This window comes from Methylocapsa palsarum (assembly GCF_900114285.1).
GTDB lineage: Bacteria > Pseudomonadota > Alphaproteobacteria > Rhizobiales > Beijerinckiaceae > Methylocapsa > Methylocapsa palsarum.
Map to the genome: position 1 here is coordinate 79,844 of NZ_FOSN01000012.1, position 17,919 is coordinate 97,762.

The 17,919-nt window shown below is 59.1% G+C and carries 16 protein-coding genes and 1 pseudogene; 7 read left to right on the forward strand and 10 right to left on the reverse strand.

The genetic code is table 11. The features are described 5' to 3' along the window. Positions 1 to 107: 107 nt before the first annotated feature. Positions 108 to 1,067: an NAD(P)H-dependent flavin oxidoreductase gene (locus BM177_RS13670; RefSeq protein WP_091684517.1), complete on the forward strand. Its 960-nt coding sequence runs from the start codon at positions 108 to 110 to the stop codon at positions 1,065 to 1,067. Positions 1,068 to 1,122: 55 nt separating this feature from the next. Here the strand turns inward: BM177_RS13670 and BM177_RS13675 are convergent, their stop codons facing one another. The 3 genes from BM177_RS13675 to BM177_RS13685 form a co-directional block, all read right to left on the reverse strand. Then, positions 1,123 to 2,055, reverse strand: a complete 933-nt coding sequence (locus BM177_RS13675) for an MBL fold metallo-hydrolase (protein ID WP_091684519.1) — start codon at positions 2,053 to 2,055, stop codon at positions 1,123 to 1,125. Between the two features lie 114 nt (positions 2,056 to 2,169). Next, positions 2,170 to 3,054: an aldo/keto reductase gene (locus tag BM177_RS13680; protein WP_175492609.1), complete on the reverse strand. Its 885-nt coding sequence runs from the start codon at positions 3,052 to 3,054 to the stop codon at positions 2,170 to 2,172. 52 nt (positions 3,055 to 3,106) lie between these two features. Then, the gene (locus BM177_RS13685) at positions 3,107 to 3,868 is read right to left on the reverse strand and encodes a phytanoyl-CoA dioxygenase family protein (RefSeq protein ID WP_091684523.1); all 762 of its coding nucleotides are present in this window, start codon (positions 3,866 to 3,868) and stop codon (positions 3,107 to 3,109) included. A gap of 490 nt (positions 3,869 to 4,358) precedes the next feature. On the opposite strand from BM177_RS13685, the gene BM177_RS13690 reads away from it, so the two are divergent. After that, positions 4,359 to 5,309, forward strand: coding sequence for an aldo/keto reductase (locus BM177_RS13690; protein ID WP_175492610.1), 951 nt, complete (start codon positions 4,359 to 4,361; stop codon positions 5,307 to 5,309). A 122-nt stretch (positions 5,310 to 5,431) separates the two neighbouring features. On the opposite strand, the gene BM177_RS13695 is transcribed toward BM177_RS13690, so the two are convergent. From BM177_RS13695 to BM177_RS21150, 4 genes and pseudogenes are all read right to left on the reverse strand, one after another. Next, entirely contained in the window at positions 5,432 to 6,697 is a 1,266-nt protein-coding gene (locus BM177_RS13695) for a WcaI family glycosyltransferase (RefSeq protein ID WP_091684526.1), read from the reverse strand. 296 nt (positions 6,698 to 6,993) lie between these two features. Continuing rightward, positions 6,994 to 8,247, reverse strand: coding sequence for a polysaccharide biosynthesis/export family protein (locus BM177_RS13700; RefSeq protein ID WP_091684529.1), 1,254 nt, complete (start codon positions 8,245 to 8,247; stop codon positions 6,994 to 6,996). 225 nt (positions 8,248 to 8,472) lie between these two features. After that, positions 8,473 to 8,937: a TetR/AcrR family transcriptional regulator gene (locus tag BM177_RS13705; protein WP_244532327.1), complete on the reverse strand. Its 465-nt coding sequence runs from the start codon at positions 8,935 to 8,937 to the stop codon at positions 8,473 to 8,475. Beyond that, positions 8,938 to 9,078: pseudogene (locus BM177_RS21150) on the reverse strand (TetR family transcriptional regulator); the annotation flags it as partial. It abuts the gene before it with no gap. Between the two features lie 529 nt (positions 9,079 to 9,607). Here BM177_RS21150 and BM177_RS13710 point away from each other — a divergent pair. The 5 genes from BM177_RS13710 to BM177_RS13730 all read left to right on the forward strand — a co-directional run bounded on the left by BM177_RS13710 (position 9,608) and on the right by BM177_RS13730 (position 14,551). Next, positions 9,608 to 10,357 (forward strand): sulfite exporter TauE/SafE family protein, encoded by a 750-nt coding sequence (locus BM177_RS13710; protein WP_091684531.1) that lies wholly within the window; start codon positions 9,608 to 9,610, stop codon positions 10,355 to 10,357. A 50-nt stretch (positions 10,358 to 10,407) separates the two neighbouring features. Continuing rightward, positions 10,408 to 11,394, forward strand: a complete 987-nt coding sequence (locus BM177_RS13715) for an NAD(P)H-quinone oxidoreductase (protein ID WP_091684608.1) — start codon at positions 10,408 to 10,410, stop codon at positions 11,392 to 11,394. A gap of 55 nt (positions 11,395 to 11,449) precedes the next feature. Further along, entirely contained in the window at positions 11,450 to 11,875 is a 426-nt protein-coding gene (gene arsC / locus BM177_RS13720; protein WP_091684534.1) for an arsenate reductase (glutaredoxin), read from the forward strand. Positions 11,876 to 12,254: 379 nt separating this feature from the next. Continuing rightward, the gene (gene rpsD / locus BM177_RS13725; RefSeq protein ID WP_091684537.1) at positions 12,255 to 12,872 is read left to right on the forward strand and encodes a 30S ribosomal protein S4; all 618 of its coding nucleotides are present in this window, start codon (positions 12,255 to 12,257) and stop codon (positions 12,870 to 12,872) included. A gap of 650 nt (positions 12,873 to 13,522) precedes the next feature. Next, entirely contained in the window at positions 13,523 to 14,551 is a 1,029-nt protein-coding gene (locus BM177_RS13730; RefSeq protein WP_139223629.1) for a CgeB family protein, read from the forward strand. Positions 14,552 to 14,920: 369 nt separating this feature from the next. Here BM177_RS13730 and BM177_RS13735 read toward each other — a convergent pair whose 3' ends face one another. The 3 genes from BM177_RS13735 to BM177_RS13745 are packed head-to-tail and all read right to left on the reverse strand — an operon-like array spanning position 14,921 to position 17,913. Beyond that, entirely contained in the window at positions 14,921 to 15,961 is a 1,041-nt protein-coding gene (locus BM177_RS13735) for a CgeB family protein (RefSeq protein WP_091684542.1), read from the reverse strand. After that, entirely contained in the window at positions 15,962 to 17,311 is a 1,350-nt protein-coding gene (locus BM177_RS13740) for a lipopolysaccharide biosynthesis protein (RefSeq protein WP_091684545.1), read from the reverse strand. A gap of 47 nt (positions 17,312 to 17,358) precedes the next feature. Then, positions 17,359 to 17,913 carry a D-glycero-alpha-D-manno-heptose-1,7-bisphosphate 7-phosphatase gene (locus BM177_RS13745; RefSeq protein ID WP_091684547.1) on the reverse strand — a complete coding sequence of 185 codons (555 nt, stop codon included), beginning with the start codon at positions 17,911 to 17,913 and terminating at the stop codon, positions 17,359 to 17,361. Between the last annotated feature and the right edge of the window lie 6 nt (positions 17,914 to 17,919).

A 17,919-nucleotide genomic window follows, 5' to 3' on the forward strand; every position in this document is an offset into this window, starting at 1 on the left:
CGCTGTTTTATTCCCGCTTGCCGATTCTAGCCGTCTGGCGCCGAATTTAACCCCCGCCGGATATTGAAGCGCCTGCTTCCTCCCGGGCGCATGTTGGGTGTCGCTGAATGGCCTGGCCGAGCGCTTTACCGCATCTGTCGCTCCCGGTCATTGGAGCGCCTCTATTCATCATTTCGAATCCGGAACTTGTCGTTGCGCAATGCGTGAACGGCGTCATCGGCGCCTTTCCGGCGCTGAACGCGCGCCCACCAGACTCGCTGGACCATTGGCTCGCCAGGATCACGGCGGAACTCGCCGCGTTCAAGGCGAAGAGCCCGCAAGCCGAAATCGCGCCTTTCGCGGTCAATCAGATCATTCATCCCTCTAACGACAGGTTGCGGCGCGATCTCGAAGTCTGCGCCGGATATAAGGTTCCTATCATCATCACGAGCCTGTCCGCGCCTGGAGCGATCACGCCTCATGTCCACGCCTGGGGCGGACTGGTTTTTCATGACGTCATCAACGTTCGCCACGCGAGGAAGGCGATCGACGCCGGGGTCGACGGTCTGATCCTCGTCTGCGCGGGCGCCGGCGGCCATGCGGGCGCCCTGTCGCCGTTCGCGCTGATCGAGGAAGTGCGCCATTTCTGGGACGGGCCGATTGCGCTCGCCGGGGCGATCACGACGGGGCGAGGAGTTCTCGCCGCGCGGGCGCTGGGGGCCGACTTCGCCTATGTCGGCACGCGGTTCATCGCGACGACCGAGGCCAATGCCGACGATCGCTACAAAGAGATGATCGTTGCGAGCGACGCCGAAGGCGTCCTTTATTCGCCCTATTTTACTGGGGTTTCGGGCAATTATCTGCGCGCGAGCGTCGCCGCGGCGGGCCTCGATCCGGACCATCTGCCCGAGCGCGGCAAAAGCGCGATGGATTTTCAGTCCGGCGCCGCCGCGGAAACGGTCAAGGCCTGGCGGGACATTTGGGGGGCCGGGCAGGGCGTTGGCGCGATCAAGGATATTTCGCCTGCGGCTGAAGTTATTTCGAGGATGCGCGAGGAGTATCTGACCGCGAAGGCGAAGCTTTGCTAGAGCGCTTTCCGATCGCCTGAAGGCATGCGATCGGAAAGCGCTCAAGGGCAAATCGTCAAGGGCTCCTTGCCGGATGAAACGCCGCCGTGAGCAACGCCGGCCCCTCCACACGGACGAGCCCGCGGCTGATCAGATCCTCGAGGTGGGCGAACACCGACAATCCGGCCGCGCCGCGTAAGGCCGGATCGAGGCCTTCATAAACATTTTTGACGATGGCCTCGATCGTGGAGTTCCCGCCGCGCACGCTTGCGAGGATCGACTTTTCACGCCCGCGTCGATGCTGGGCCAAGGCGCGGACGAAGGCCTGCGGATTGACGACCGGACCGCCGTGCCCGGGCCAGTAAATCCTGTCGTCGCGGGCGCGGAGTTTTTCAAGCGAAGCCATGTAATCGCTCATGGTTCCATCGGGCGGCACGACGACGGACGTGGCCCAGGCCATGACATGATCGCCGGAAAAAAGCGCCTTCTCTTGCGGCAGCGCGAAGGCGAGATGGTTTGCGGAATGGCCGGGCGTTTCGACGCAGACGAGGGAGAAATCGCCAATTTCGATCGCATCGCCCTCGCGCATGACCAGATCCGGAGCATGTTCCTGATCGTTCGCCGCGTCGATCCGGATAAAAGAGCCGTCCGACCGGCCGACCGGAGCGGCATATCGCGCGCAGCCGGCGATCGGCGCGCCCGTCGCCCCCTTCAGCGCGCGGGCGCCGGGGGAATGATCCCGGTGGGTATGCGTCACGAGGATCGTTTCGACGGTTTCGCCGGCGAGGGCGTCGAGCAGGGCCCGAAAATGCTCAGGCCGATCCGGACCCGGGTCGATGATGGCGATTCTTCCTGTTCCGACGACATAAGTGCAGGTGCCGGTGAAGGTCATGGGTCCGGAATTGCCCGCCACCATCCGGCGCACGAGAGGGGAGACCTGTTCCAGTTCGCCCGGGGCGCCGATGAAGGACCGGTCGAAGGTGAGGTCTTCGTTTTGAGACGCGTTCATCCTGGCGTCTCCCTCGCCACACCATCAACGCTTCGAATCGAGACAACGCCTGCTGACCCATAATGACGCGGCCCGAAAGCCGCTGTCCATGACGTCACGCTCTTGCTATGCGCTCTAACTGTCTGGGGCCGCCTCGATGCGCCGAACGACGTCCGGGGGCAGGGTGATCTGCGCCGCCTCAAGGTTGAGGGCGAGATGCTGGGCCGATGTTGTGCCGAACACGGCCGTCGCAAACGTCTTTTGCCGAAGAACATAAGCCAGCGCCGCTTGCGCCCCGGTCATCCCCGGAACTTCGTTCAAGAATTTGTACGACCTCGCGGCGCGCAAGTCCCCACGCCGCCTGGTGACCGCCCGAGCCAATTCCCAGAGTGTTTTCTTGTTGAGCGGCCAGATCGACGCGGCCGGACGAAACAGCGCCTGGGCGACAGGCGTGCCGATGATCGCGCCCGCTCCGGACGATGCGATATCGGCCAGTAGAGACGCGTTGCGTTTTCTCAGCACATTATATTCGACCATGAAACTGTCGAAGAGGGGAAGGGTCAGGCCGAATCGCACGACGTCATCGTCAAAGGAATTGATCCCGACGAATTGCACGAGTCCTTCATCTTTCAATCCGGCGAGGGCCTCAAGGAAAGAGGGAGTGAGATCGCTGATCGCGGGGCCGTGCAGATGAAGCACCTGAAGCCTGTCGAGCCCCAGACGTTCAAGGCTGCGGCGAACGCTTGTCTTCACCGCCTCGGGCGACCAGTCGCGAAACAGGCGTCCCGATTCATCGAAATGCGTTCCGGCCTTACTGCAGATGGTCAGATCGCCCGCGCCTCCCCGCGCGCGGAGAACGGCGCCGAGACGGCGCTCCGCGTTTCCCGCCGCATAGCTTGGCCCCGTGTCGAAGAACGTGATTCCCCCATCAATGGCTTGCTCGATCAGAGCAAGCGCCTGTGATTCCGGAAAAGCGGGTTTCGCCCAGAAGGACGAACACCCGAACCCGAGCTCGGACATGCTTAAGCCGGTCCGGCCCAGAACCCGCTTCCGCAAGGTTCGCTTTGAGGCGTCAGTTGGCAAGCGCGCGCGCTTTTCTGGCCTCATAACGGTGACGGATGCGCTTGATGAACTCCGTCACGGAGCTGTCCTCGTGAGGGTCTCCGAAGTGGAATAACGCGGTCGCGCGCAAGGCGGAGGGATGGCACGGTTCATTGGCGTGCAGGGATTGGTATCCTTTGAAGAAATAAACGTTGCCCGGATCGATCCGAAGAACTTTCGCCTTGAAGATCTTCTGCATCAGGCTGGTGGACATGATTTTTTGCGCCAGCGAATTCTGCATGAACGTCTTTTCGATCACGTTGAAAATGACATTGGACCGGATCGGCCGGAGGTTCGCATACAAGACAAGGTCGCCGCAGGGCTGGCCCGGCTCCTTGGGAATTGCGATCGGAACCACGGCGGTCATCGCGTAGGCGTCGTAATGGAAAAGCATCGACTGTCCGCCGCCGCTCTGACCTGCCACCACCCGCAAGACCTGCAGGGGCGCCCCCGGCGCGACGCTGCGGCCCATCACATTCGACGAAAGATCCGCCATGAGCGTACGGAATGGCGTCGAGTCGCCGACCCGCTGCAAAAGGGTGCCGGCAACTGGCTCGCGCCCGACGAAAGAGAAGTATTCGCCCTTTCTTTTGTCCGTTTCCCTCTCCACGAAGCTCCGGGCTTCCGCAATTTCATCGGGAGAAAAGGCGTTGGGTAGAACCGCATAGCCGTTCGTATCCATATCCTTGAGGATACGGTCGAACTGGTCTTTGGGTAGAGGGCCAAGTTGCATCGGACAAACACCTCAAAGCAGGGAGGGAAGTTTAGAACTAATCTATTAATGCTTCATTTCAGAGAACAAAGCTTGAGGTTATACTAACCGAAGGTCGATTCAATTTCAAGCGGCCAGGCCAGCTTCTTCAAGCGATGAGCCCGTCATTTCGCGGCGTCATCTTCCTCGGGTGACATTGACGTGATCAGGCGCATGGCTCTCCTCGTCCTTGTCCGTCGTTGGCGACTTGCGCTGTTAACGACCTGGTTTTAACTGGGGCCGCCCTGTCAGTAATCAAGACGTTCTTACGAAATCAAAGACAAAAAGGTCGAAATATTCGCGCGCATGGCTTTTCAAAGTATTATGCTGCTTTATCGTAATTGAGACATTCACGCATTCGCCCAAGCATCCGCGGGCTCGGCTCCCGTAAGAGCATATGTTTTTGCTCTTGCCGATACAGTCAGCCGGTGCGATTCTCTCGCTTGCTCCTCGCGCCAAAAAGGAGATGCCGATGAGAAACGTCTTTTGTCCGGGCCTCGGCCGCGACGTTTCCGCCCTGGGTTTTGGCTGCGCCGCGCTTGGATCCCGCGTGTCTGAAACGCAAGGGCGCCGTGCCCTCGACCGGGCGTTCGAACAGGGCGTGACCTGGTATGATGTCGCTCCGTTTTATGGAGACGGCGAAGCAGAGGCGATCTTCGGGCGGTTTCTCTCGGGCCGACGCGATAAAGTCGTCGTTTGCGCGCAGCTTGGTTCTCCACGCGCGCCCCCTTCGTTCGCGCTCCGGTTTTTTACCCGTCTGCGTCACTTTTTCGTGCGCACATTTCCGGAACTGGGCGACGTCAGGGTCACGCCATCCCGCCGGAGGAAAGCGCTTTCGGCCGGCGACATCGAGGGGCTGATCGTCGAAAGCCTGCGGCGTTTGAAATCGGACTATATCGACGTTGTCGCGCTCCATGATCCAGGCCCCCCCGAATGTGCGGATCAGGACGTTCTGGGCGCGCTCCAAAACCTTGTCGAAAGAGGATATGCGCGCCGCCTTGCAGTTTCGGGGTCGGTCTCGGCCGTAAATTCTGCCCTGGACGCGTCGTCGCTATTCCAGATTACACAGTTTGTGGACAATCCGTTCGATCCGGACGCGCGGCGGCTGCGCGATGAATTATGGGCGGCGGATCGTTTCTTCGTTACCCAAGGCGTTTTCAGCAGCGGCGCCTACGAACGCGTGTCGCGCCTCCTGGCGGGAGACGGAGGCCGGCTCGCCTCGCTCGCGTCTCAGCTCGGCTACGGGCCCCCGTTTATCGCGAGCGACATGCTTCTTGACTACGCGTTCGCCACAAACCCCGCCGGGGTGGTCCTCGCGGCCATGTTCAACCCGAGCCATATCGCCCAGAACTGCGCCAGAGCTTCCCGTCCGCCACGAGCCGATATAGCGCCCTTCATCGAAAAATTCTTTGTCAATGCGTGAAGAAGCAGAGGCTTCATTCCCGCCGAGCGGCTTTCGCCTTTAGAGTATATTCCGATCGGATTGAATCAAGCCGATCGATCAAGCTTTTGACTCTGGAGCGATTTCTGATCGATCGCATGACTTCATGCGATCGGAAAGTGCTCAAGCGAGCCCGGCGGATCGAGATAAGACTGGAATTGTTTGAGGCACGCCTCCCGCTCAAAGATAGCGGCGAGGCTGCGGCTGTTTCCCAGAGCCGGATGGCCGCCGGTTTCCTGGAGGCGAGCGATTTCCTTCGCCATCGCCGCGCTATCGCCGGCTGGCGTGAGAATCGCTGTTCCAGTCAGAACATCGAAAAGTTCGGTCCCGGCGTCGGCGGTGACGAGAACCGGCTTCCCGCTCGCCAGCATCCCGCCGAGCTTTGACGGCAGCACCAGGTCGGCTGCGCCGCTGCTCTGCGGCAAAACATGCAAGTTGGCGAGGTTAAGCAGCTCGCAAAGCCTTTCTTCTGGCTGGAGGGGCAGAAAATGGACCGAGGCGAGACCGTCATAGTCCTGCATCAGGCGCTGCTTCTCCGGTCCATCGCCCGCGATGACAAAATGCACGTTAGGGCGGTTCGCCAGGCTTCGGGCGGCCTCGAGCACCACGCCCAGGGCTTGCTTGGCGCCAATGGTTCCTGCGTAAAGGACGATAAAATCGTCGTCTGAGAGGCCGAGCTCACGCCGGAAACTGTTGTCGCCTTCGATGGGTTTGATCTTGCTGAGATCGACCCAGTTGCGAACGATATTGATCCGGCTCGGCTCGACTCCTTTGGCGATGAGCCGTTTGCGCATCTGGTCCGAAATCGTGATCACTCCGCAAAAACGCCGGAGCAGCCATGATTCGACCGCCGTAATCATCCGCATCAGGCTTCCGCCCTTCAGATGTCCAACGGCGAAGGCGGCGTCGACTTCGAGATCCTGCACATGAAGGACGGTTCGAGCGCCGGTCAATCGAGCCAGGAGCGCGACAGGAGCGATCGCCAGGGTTGGCTCGATGCACAAAATCAAACGCGGTCGCCGAGTCGCGATCCACCATAATGCGACCGGCGCGGAAGAGAAGGCGAAGGTGAGGGGCGCGATCAGCCGCCAGATTCCCCGCATTTCACTGCGAACGGCGAGCGGACATCGTACAATCTCGATTCCTTCACGCTCTTCGCTCGCATATAGCAACGCGTGGAAGGGCGGTTCGACCAGCCAGCCCGGGTAATGCGGCGGGGCCGTGATCACCCCGACTTGATAGCCGAGCCCGGCGAGAAAAGATGCGATTTCTCCGGTAAAGCGGCCAACTCCGATCATCTCGGGGGCGTAATTCATTCCATAAATCAAAATTTTGTTCGAAGGCGTTGAACTTTCGCCAGTTTTCGGCATTCGACTCACTGTATTGAGAGAAATATCCCAAGGCCCGAATGATGAGCGTGAAATTCGCCCGATCGATTCGGCCTCTCCGGCGCGCCCGCCGTGAGAGCCTCGTCGCTCTCACAGCCTGCGCTTTGACATTTTCTCACGTCGCGCCATGATTTTCAATAACAAGCTAGTACTTTGCTTTTTGACTAGAGCGCTTTCCGATCGCATTAAGTCATGCGATCGATCATAAATCGCTCCAGATTCAAAGGCTTGAGCATATTCTTGTCGATTGGATTGATTCAATCCGATCGGAATAAGCTCTAGGGATAAACGAACGTGCCATTGGCGTTCACGACCGGCGTCGCCAGCGTGCGTCCCTTGATCGCGGCGCTTGCGGTCGGAACCCCCGTGATGGCCGTGGTGGTGCCCGCCGACGTCGCAACGACAACTCCGATGAAGTCGAGCATCTTGGTGACCTCTGTGTCGTCGGAGTTGGCGACAAAGATCACGTCCTGGTTGCGCATCTGCAGCCGGGTTGCGAGGAAGTAGCCGCTTGGATCGCGGAAGCTGATCTGGAAAATGACCGGTACGAGATCGCCATGGAACCGGCTTACGTCTGCGCCCAGAAGTTTGGCGACATCGCGAGGCTCGCGGCGGTAGAGGAAGACGGCGCCGGCGTTCGCCCGTGCATCCGTCAGGCCGCCAGCTCTCGCCACGCCTTCGGCCAGATTGATCCGCCAGGCGTTGAACGAATATTCGGTCGAATTGGAGTTCAGGGTGACGGTGTTCAACGCGCCAAACGCGATGAACTTCTGCGGCTCTGTATAAACGTAAATCCGGTCGCCGGGCTGAATGGTGATATTGTTCGACGCGTTCATGACCAGATTTTCGAACGGCACCGTCGCCCGCTTCTTGTCGCGTTCGAGCATGACCCAGGTCTCGTAGCCCTGGCTTTTGATTCCGCCCGCTCTTGTGATGGCGTCGAGGATCCGGTCTCCCGCTCCCGTCGCAGGGACGGCGAATCGAAGCGGGGTGTTCACATCGCCGATCACGCTGATCAGGGATGTCCGCTGTTGCGAGAGAGTGACGAGAACCTGCGGCTCGATCGCGCGGTTCTTGATTCGCTCCACGATTTCGTTCTGGATCTGCGTGTTCGTCTTGCCCGCGGCCTTGATCAATCCGGCGAAGGGAATGCTGAGATTGCCGTCATTGTCGACGGCCTGGTCGGGCAACTGGACGAAGTTGCCGGGACGCACGCCGGCCTCAAGCGGGATGTAGAGACCGCCGGCCGCGGCCTCGAAAATGGTGACGGTGACGATGTCCCCGATGCCGAACTTGATATTGGACGAAGGACGCCGGTCGGTGAATGTGCCGGCGAGCCCTTTGGGCTCATAGGCTGCAAGGATGTCGATCGTCTCGGGATTGAGCTTGATCAAGGCATAGGGAAGGGTTTCGGATTTTCCGGCGACAATGTCTTGTGTTGTCGGTCCCTCGATCGGCGTGAAGGCGCAGCCCCCGACTCCGATAAGGCCGGCGGCGCATAGAAATATGCAGCCCGATCGAAAACCCGCCATGAACCCGTCCCTCCGACACCTAGCGGCAAGATAGCCGGACGATGCTGTTAACGCCAAGCCGCAGCAGGCCGGTTTTGGGGTCAAAGGCAGCTTAAAATAAGAAGTGTAACAAATTTGGCACAGAGCATTTTGACGGGAGCGCCGATGAACGGCATGAACGAACAGACGCAGCTTCCTCTGCCGGCGGCGTCGAGGCCTCCAGCCCAAGCTCCAGCTATTTCAGTATTATTTCAGCGCGCCGATCAGGAAGGCCATCATCTGGTCAATGGTCGGTTCTGGATCCTGGGCGCATTCCACCATCAGACGCGGATGGCAGAACCGAACGCAGGCGCTGCGCACGAGAATCGCGATGAGTTCGGCGTCGCCCTTTTTGAACTCGCCTGCCGCCATCCCGGCGGAAAGGACCTGAGCCAGCGCTTTGTCGATCACCTCGATATGCGCGGCGACAATGGGCCAATGTTCATTATATGCGGTTTCAAGCAAGTCATGAAGTTTACGGTCGGATGAGAACCGCTGGGCGTTCAGTGTTTCGATCGTCGCAATGATATTGTGTATATTCTTGCTCGCCGGTCCCCGGGACTTCGCGACGTCTTTGACCGCGGTTTCGATTTCCACGAGAAGGCGGCGCGCAACGGCTTCGTTGATTTCCGACTTCGACGCAAAAAAGCGATAGACGTTCGCGGGCGACATCTGCAGCTCGCGCGCAATGTCCGCGACGGTGGTCTTTTGAAAGCCTAATTGTCGAAACAAATTTTCGGCCACCTCAACAATACTTAGTTGAGTGCCTTGCTCCTTTAATTCAGTTACGTTTTTCATCTTTTGAAATTCCATACCTCCACGCGCACAAAAAGTATAAACTCACGATACCCCGTAAATCTTCACCCATTTGGGTCCGGAGTTACAATTTCCCGGAAACTTAACAAAGATGGCCTGACAATAAATTGTTTGGATAGTCTAATTGGGGCGCCTCGCATTTAAAAAATCAGGTGATTTAACGCGAATGCAGAACGTCGAATGAGCTGTTTCGCCTGAGAATCGTCGCCTGAATCCAGGAGGCGAATAAGCAAGTAAATAGCATTGTAGTCCGCAATTAGACAATATTCAAAATAGAAATGAATGATAAAAAACGTATGGTGATATACGACTTATAAAATATTATGCCAAGGCCGCTGCTAATTTTTAACAATCGCCACGCGAAGTTGATTCGCCGCCAATTCATGTGAACCCCGGATCTGACGCCGGGAATCGCGCCTCGCTGAAGCTCGATCGCGCTTCAGGTTGGGCGCTTCAGGTTGCGCGGCCGTTTCAACCTGGCCTACATTCTGTCCAGACGGCGGGATTGGCGAAATGATTGACTTGAATGATTGATTTGGTGGTGGCCTTCGCCGCCCTCGCGGCGGGCTTCATCAATGCCGTCGCCGGCGGCGGATCCTTTCTGACCTTCCCGGCGCTCATAGCCGCCGGGCTGCCGCCTATCGACGCCAACGCGTCGAGCACGGTCGCGCTCTTTCCCGGCCAGATCACCACCGGTTTCGCCTCGCGCGACGGCGTGCGGGCGGCGATGATGGATCACCGGGTGAATGTGTGGGCGCTGGCCTTGATCAGTCTGGGCGGCGGCTTGCTGGGCGCGTTCCTGCTGCTGGCGACGCCGCAAGCCGTTTTCATCCAAATCGTGCCCTGGCTCATTCTGCTCGCCACGGCGATCTTCGCCGGGGGAAATTTCATCCGCTTCGGAAGCGGCAAGTTCCAGCTTGGTCCGTCCAGCATTCTCGTGGCGCAGGGCGTCGTGGCGATTTACGGCGGCTATTTTGGCGGCGGAATCGGCATTCTCATGCTGGCGGCCCTCACACTCTATGGTCTGCGCGACATCTGGCTGATGAACAGCCTGAAAATACTCCTCGCCGTCCTTATGAACACCGCCGCCGTCATCACTTTTATCAGCGCCGGCCTCATTCACTGGCGACTGACGATGATCGTCGCCCTCGCCGCGATCGCGGGCGGCTATCTCGGCATTTATGCGGCGCGCCGGGTGCCGTCGCAAATTGTCAAAAGTTTCGTCGTCGTCATCGGACTGATCCTGACGGTATATTTCTTTCTGAAACCGGCTTGAGCTGTGTCGCTTTCACGGCCTCGCACGCGCAGGAAACGATCATGACTTTCATGCGGCAGGTTTACTTCGACGGAGCAGGGGGGCCGGAGGTGATCCGGATCGGCGAAGCCGAAAGACCCGCGCCGGGGCCGGGACAGGTCCTGATCAAGGTGGCCGCTGCGGGGGTCAATCGTCCCGACTGCATGCAGCGCGAGGGCGCCTATCCGCCTCCAAAAGGCGAAAGCGACATTCCGGGTCTGGAAATCGCCGGCAGGGTCGATGTTGTGGGCGACGGTGTCGTCTCCTTGCGGGAAGGCGACGACGTCTGCGCTCTTGTCGGCTCCGGGGGCTATGCGGATTACGCCCTCGCCGACGCGAGGCTTTGCCTGCCTGTCCCGAAAAGCCTCAGCGTGATCGAGGCGGCCGGCGTCCCCGAGACGTTTTTCACCGTGTACGACAATGTCTTCACGCGCGGGCGCCTCACGCCCGGCGAGACGCTCCTGATTCACGGAGGGTCGAGCGGCATCGGTTCTACGGCGATCCAACTCGCCAAGGAATTCGGAGCGACCGTCTTCGTTACGGCTGGGTCGGAAGAGAAATGCGCCTTCTGCCGCACGCTCGGCGCCGATGCCGCCATCAATTATCGCACCCATGATTTTGTCGAGGAGATCAAAAAAATGACCGGCAGGCGCGGCGTCGACGTCGTCCTCGACATGGTGGGAGGGACCTATCTTCAAAAAAACCTTTCGATTCTCGCACCCGAAGGAAGACTCGTTCAGATCGCCGCCATGCAATCGGGGAAGGTGGAGAATTTCGACCTCTGGCCGATTCTGCTGAAGCGCCTCACCTTCACGGGCTCGACCCTGCGGGCCCGAACGGTCGAACAAAAAGCGCAGATCGCCGCCGCATTGCGTCAAAATGTCTGGCCGCTGCTCGAAAAAGGCGCAGTGAAGCCGGTTGTTCATGCGACCTATCCGCTTGAATGCGCCCGGCAAGCGCATGAAATGATGGAATCCTCCGCGCATCTTGGTAAGATTTTGCTGGTGACCGGAAACTAACCGGGCGGGCTTTCCCGGTTTCCCGCAATTGGTCGCTGTCGGATGAGGAACGTATATGGACGTGATCATCTACCACAATAAGAAGTGCGGAACCTCCCGTAACACGCTGGGCCTCATCCGGAACGCGGGGATCGAGCCTCATATCATTGAATATTTGAAAATGCCGCCGACTCGGCTGCTGATCAGCCAGCTCGCGGCCCGGATGGGAAAGCCCTTGCGCAGCCTGTTGCGCGACAAGGAGCCGGTCTTTCGCGAACAGGGCCTCGATAATCCGGCGCTCTCCGACGAGGCTCTCCTCGACGCCATCGAGGCCAATCCGATCCTTCTCAACCGGCCCATTGTCGTGACGCCGCTTGGGGTCCGACTTTGCCGTCCGTCCGAACTTGTTCTCGAGCTTCTGCCGCCCCAGCAGGGCGAATTCTTCAAGGAGGACGGCGAGCGAATCATCGACGAACGCGGTCGTCACGTGGCGACAGGTTAGGGGCGGCAGGTTACAGATTAGGGGCGACAGGTTAAATGTCGGGAGCGGCCGGTTCTGTTCTGGGCGGCGCTTGACCCTTAAGGCGAAGTCCTTTACCTCACCAGTGCATGTCGCGTCTTCGGGCGCGGCGAACCATTGCGGCGGGAATTTTCCGCCCAGACGCACCCGCGGCGAATCCTTCATTCATCCTTTTTCGTTAAAGGATTTCTTGAAGCGGCGAGCCTGTCGGCCTTGCTTTCGTTGAGCGAGGCAGAGGAGGGCGCGTTCCTCCGCCCAGCGGGCTGGAGGACGCGGTTTCGAACGAGCGGCCCGCTTCCGCTGAAGCTGGGTCGATCGTGCGCGTGTCCTTCCGCCTGCGCAACTCCTAAGAGGACACGCGATGACAAAGCGCGCAGAAGCGAAGTACAAGATCGACCGCCGGATGGGCCAGAACATCTGGGGCCGTCCGAAAAGCCCGGTCAACCGGCGCGAATATGGCCCGGGCCAGCATGGCCAGCGCCGCAAGGGCAAACTCTCCGATTTCGGCACCCAGCTGAAGGCCAAACAGAAGCTGAAAGGCTATTACGGCAATATTTCCGAAAAGCAGTTCCGGAAATATTACGCCGAAGCCATTCGCATGAAAGGCGATTCCGGGGACAACCTGATCGGCCTTCTGGAGCGCCGCCTCGACGCCGTGATCTACAGGGCGAAATTCGTGCCCACCGTCTTCGCCGCCCGTCAGTTCGTGAACCACGGCCATATCAAGGTCAACGGGCGCCGCGTCAACATCGCCTCCTACCAGGTGAAGGTCGGCGATACGATCGAGATCAAGGAATCCTCGCGCGAGATCATTCTCGTTCTAGAGGCGAAGCAGCTCGCCGAACGCGATGTGCCGGACTATTACGACGTCGATCATTCCAAGATGAGCGCCAAGATCACCCGGATTCCCTTGCCCTCGGAGGTTCCCTATCCCGTCGTGATGGAGCCCAATCTCGTCATCGAGTTCTATTCGCGCTGATGAAACCTGCCCGCCGGCGCCGTTTCGGCGTCCGGCGAGGTCTCCTGGGCGCATGGGCCCAGACGTGTCTCAAGGACCGGATCCCCCGGCCCTTGTTGCGGCATGCCCGCGACCAATCTGCACAACAAAAAGCGGGCCGCGCGATGGCTCAGGTTCCGCTTCGGGGTTGTCAAGACGGTTTAGCCGGGTTATGTTTTATCAAAGACTTTTCGGTGCCTAACACCGTACAGAAAGAATGCGTACGGCCACGAAATAGTTGAATTCGAGGCATTTGAGTATAATTTCTGCGCTACGCGCTTATTCTTGATTTTGCGTATGTCGAATGCGCGTTCAAATCTGGCGAATAAGACCAGATCAGATTAGCTTAAAATCACAAGATAAAGTCCTGCATGACGTAACCCCGGGGCTCTCCAGGCGTGACGCCAGAGCCGGACCGTCGAGGTGATTCTTTATAGTTTTGAGTTCATGTTCATATGGTGGGACAACCCGCTTCCGGTCTTTCTGGATCGTAAGCGCGAGCAGCGGTCAGCTTCAAATCTTGGAGAACGGCGATTTTTCAAGCCAGCTTTGCCTCGCAACCGCGCGTTTTTGTTCCATCTGAGCGCAAATCGCTTCGGATAACCTATGTCGGTTCGAAATCCGGCACCAGTTTGCAGCGCAGTTTGGCGCTCGAGCGGCTGGGGCATGTCGTGTCGTGGGTGGATCCCTATGATTGGGTCAGTCCCTGGATGGGACATTGGCTTTTTCACGCCGGCGGATTTGGAATCGGGCTGAAAATCAACCGTCCGATTTTCAAGGCGGTCGAGGCGTCAAGGCCTGACCTCATCTGGGTGGACCAGGGCGATTATCTCGACGCCCGCCTCATCTCCAGATTGCGCACCCTTTCGGTCCCGATCGTGAACTACACGGTGGATGATCCGTTTGGCGGACGGGACGGCCGGCGGTTCAACAATTATCTCCGGGCGTTGCCGTTCTACGACCTTCTCGCCGTCGTCCGCGAGGAAAACGTCGCCGAAGCCTATGCGCGCGGGGCGCGCAACGTGATGCGGATCTGGAGAAGCGCCGATGAGGTGGCGCACCGGCCGCGCGCCCTGACCGACGAAGACTTCAGGAAATGGGGCAGCGAGGTCTGTTTCATCGGGACCTGGTTCCCGGAACGCGGGCCGTTCATGGCCGAACTCATCCGGGCGGGCCTGCCCTTGTCGATTTGGGGAGGGCGCTGGCAGAAGGCGCCGGAATGGCCCATTATCGCGCCTCACTGGCGCGGGCCGGGGCAGGACGATCCGGAGATTTACGCGCGCATCATCCAATGCGCGAAGATCTCGCTGGGCCTGCTGAGCAAGGGCAACCGGGACCGCCATACAACGAGGAGCCTCGAAATTCCGGCGATCGGCGGATTGCTTTGCGCGGAGCGGACGGACGAGCATTGCGAGGCCTTTAAGGAAGGCGTGGAGGCTGTATATTGGAAGGACGCGCAGGAATGCGTCGAGCAATGCCGCCGGCTCTTGAGCGATGAGAACAGAATTGAAACCCTCAAGGCGCAGGGACACGAGCGATATGTTCGAAGCAATTACAACAACGAATCCGTTGTAGATTCCATTTTGAAGGCGGCCTTTCATCTCGATGGCGACAAACGCGAACCTGCGGGCGCCCCCCGGATCAAAGCTGAGGCTCGCTGACGGATCGGTCGGGGATCGCCTTTCGCATCGCAAATGCGATTGTGCAGGCCAAGCCAGGCTGATAATCACGAGCTGTAAGAGATTGATTTGACTGGCGCTCAGCGCCGCGGATCGAACTGGCGGAAAAGCTGCTTGGCTGGCGCCCGACGATCAATCTGGAGCTTATTCCGATCGGATTGAATCAATCCAATCGATCAGAAATCGCTCTGGACGAAGGTTTGAAGAATACGATCGGCTATTTCGACACGCTTTGCGCGAACGGGAAAGCGAAGTCGTGAGCCCTTTGGGCCAGACCGAGGTGTTGCCTTGCTGCGGGATCGCGTTCGATCCCGAAGGTGTCTTTGTCGGCGATTCCGGGTGTTATATCGCTCAGTTGAGTTGCGACACCTCCGCCCGGACGCCTAACGCTTCATCAATGATTTTTGGAAGAAGGACCTTGTTGAAGTCGCCATTCTTGCGCACTCGGGCGAGACCAGCCGCCGCGATTGTCCTGATTTTTTCCGGATCAGCGAGAAGGGCGAGGCATTTGTCCGCGCAATCGTCGGGATCGTCCCAGAATACCGCCTCTTCGCCGTCTTTATACATCGCCATATGGTCCGCGGTGCGCTCGGCGCAGAAAAGCGTTCCTATCGCGGGGATTTCGACGCTCCTCGTCGTATGCAGATCGCCATATCCCTTGGAGAGGAGTCCAAGCGCTATGGACGCGCCGCGAATGGCTTTGGTGTAGAGTTCGCCCTCGAGGTTTCCCAACACAACACAGGAACGCAAACTGTCGTATTCTGGGGCCTTGTGCCAACGTTCGCCATATATCCGCAACGGGACGCCACGTTCAGCCAAACGTTTCAGAAGCGGACCGCGTTCTGGCATCCAGGTTCCGACGAAAACCACGTCAGCGGCGAACCGCGCGAGGTCGTCCGCAGATAAGTCCACAGGCCGATGGATGACCTCGTCGGCGGGGGATCTCACGGCGAGGACTCGTCGCGCGCCTTTCGCGAGGGCGTCCTCCACCCGATAGTTTTTGGTCGTCACGACGAGATCGTAAAACGGCAGAGCCCGCCAAAATATACGCCAGCGCCGGCCGTCCCTGTCTGAATAGGGATCATCCTGATTGTAATTGACGACGACTTTGCCAGCTTTCTTGAAGGCTCGCACGACCTTCGGGCTGATGAGATCGCCATGATCGACGAAGACCATGTCGAACGACCGGCCCTTGAGTTTCGACAACATGTAGCGATCGACCAGCCAGTCGAAGCCGAGCAGCGCCGTCTTGATATGCCAATATCTGAAAAACTTGTTGTTCGGATATGCCCGGTATTGGTCGAAAACGGTCACCTCATGGCCGAGGCGCCTCAGCGCGGCGATCCTTTGACCCGACGTGCCGCCGTCCAGGCCGACATAAAGGAGGTTCATCTACTTCTCCAGCTTCGGGACGGCGGCGATCGCGGCGACGCCTGGAGCCTCGTCGATTTTGGGAGATTGTTTCGCGAGTTGGACGGCGGCCGTGACCAGCATGATGACGTTGACCAGGATCAGCGGAGCGACAATGCCGTTCAGGCCATAGCCCGGCGCGAGAAAATATCCGGCGATCACGCCGAGCAGCGCTAGAAGACCGTAGGCGTGCGCGGTGACCACATGGCGGTTGATGGCCCCCAACGGAATGAACAATGTGGTCCAGAGCATTTCGAGCACGACGGCAAGCATCAGGAGCCCGAAAAAAGGCTGCACCAGCTTGACCTGATCTTTGGTCCAGAACGCGATCAGCCATCCGCCAAGAAAGGAGAGGGAGACATAGAACAAGGCGGCCAAAACGAGCGCAGCCATGAAATGGAGGAAGGTCAGACGCCGGAACAATGCGTAATTGCCCAATCCGAACAGCCTGGAATATTCAGGCATGATCGCCGCGCCGATCGTGTTTGTCGCGGTGGTTCCAAGCCGCGCCAGAGTGCGCGACGTCGAAAAAACAACGACGCCGACTGGATTGGCCACCATGCCGAGGACGATGACGGGCCCGCTGATCATGAAGGCCTGACCAAAAGTCTGCGACATGAAGCTGACGGACGGGTGAAACAGCCGGGCGATTTCCTGACGGGAGGCATGAGACCAGCCAAGTTTCAACCATGGCGCGATCGTTCGGAGCCAGAGCAGGATTGCGACAATGAAGGCCGCGCTTTCAACGGCCGCCATTGTGGCGACGAGAACAAAACTGCCGCCAAGAACCGCAAAACCGGCTATGACCGCGCCGGCCAGCAACCTGGAGGTGCCGGTGATCGCAATTTCCGTCGCCGGCCGTCCCGAAGCCCGGATCGCCGCGGAGGAAAGCCCCATAAATTGACAAATGATGACGTTGAGGCTGAGCAGGAACAAGACGAGCTTCGCCTGGTATTCCGGCAATGCTCCGAGGTCGAAGATGGAGCCCAAGGGGACGAAAAAAAGGATCGCGCCAATCAGGACGATGACGGCTGCGCCGACGATGGCCATGAGAACGAAAACGCTCTGGTAGGTCACCAGGGCGCCATGGCTGTCGCCTTTCGCGGCCTTGATGGTCATCTCGTTTTTTGCGCTCAGCGTGAAGCCGAAGTCGCTGAACATCAAATAGGTCGGGACCGCCGATAGCAACAGCCATACGCCGTAGGATTGGGCGCCCCATGCGTGAAGCAGGATTGGCACCAGCATGATCTGAACGCCGACGTTGACGATCTGGCTGTAGATCTGAGCGCCGAAGCTAAAGCCGACCCGCCGGAGCGAACTGTTTGATTTCATCTGTTCAATTGTTCCGATGGAGAGCGCTGATATAGGACGGAGCGGGGCTAGACGCCGGCGAGGGCCAGACGCCGGGCGACGACTTCGCTAACCTCGATAAGATCGCCGCAGACGGGAGCCGCTATTGAACGCGCATAGTCCGCCTCCTTGGCCCCGTATCCTGTTGTGACCAAAATCCCTGTGGCTCCGACCGCGGCCGCAAGATCGATATCGCACCGCTTGTCGCCGATCATGAAGGATTTCGAAGGGTCGAGAGAGAGGTCCTGGCACGCGGCGCGGATCATGCCGGGCAGAGGCTTGCGGCATGCGCACTTATCGAGCGGATCATGCGGGCACATGTACCACCCCGCGATGGTCACGCCTTCTCGCGCCAGCAGTTCTCTGAGCTGGTCCTGAACCGCCTGCGCCTGAGCGAGGGAGAAGTAGCCGCGTCCGACGCCGGACTGATTCGACACGACGACCAGCGGAAGCATGTGGGCGCTCAACGCCAGCAAACCTTCGGACGCCCCTTGCAGGAGCTTCACTTCGGCGGGATCATCGAGGTAATTTTTCTCTTCAATGATGGTGCCATCGCGGTCGAGGAAAATTGCGGGTTTGAGCATGCCAGG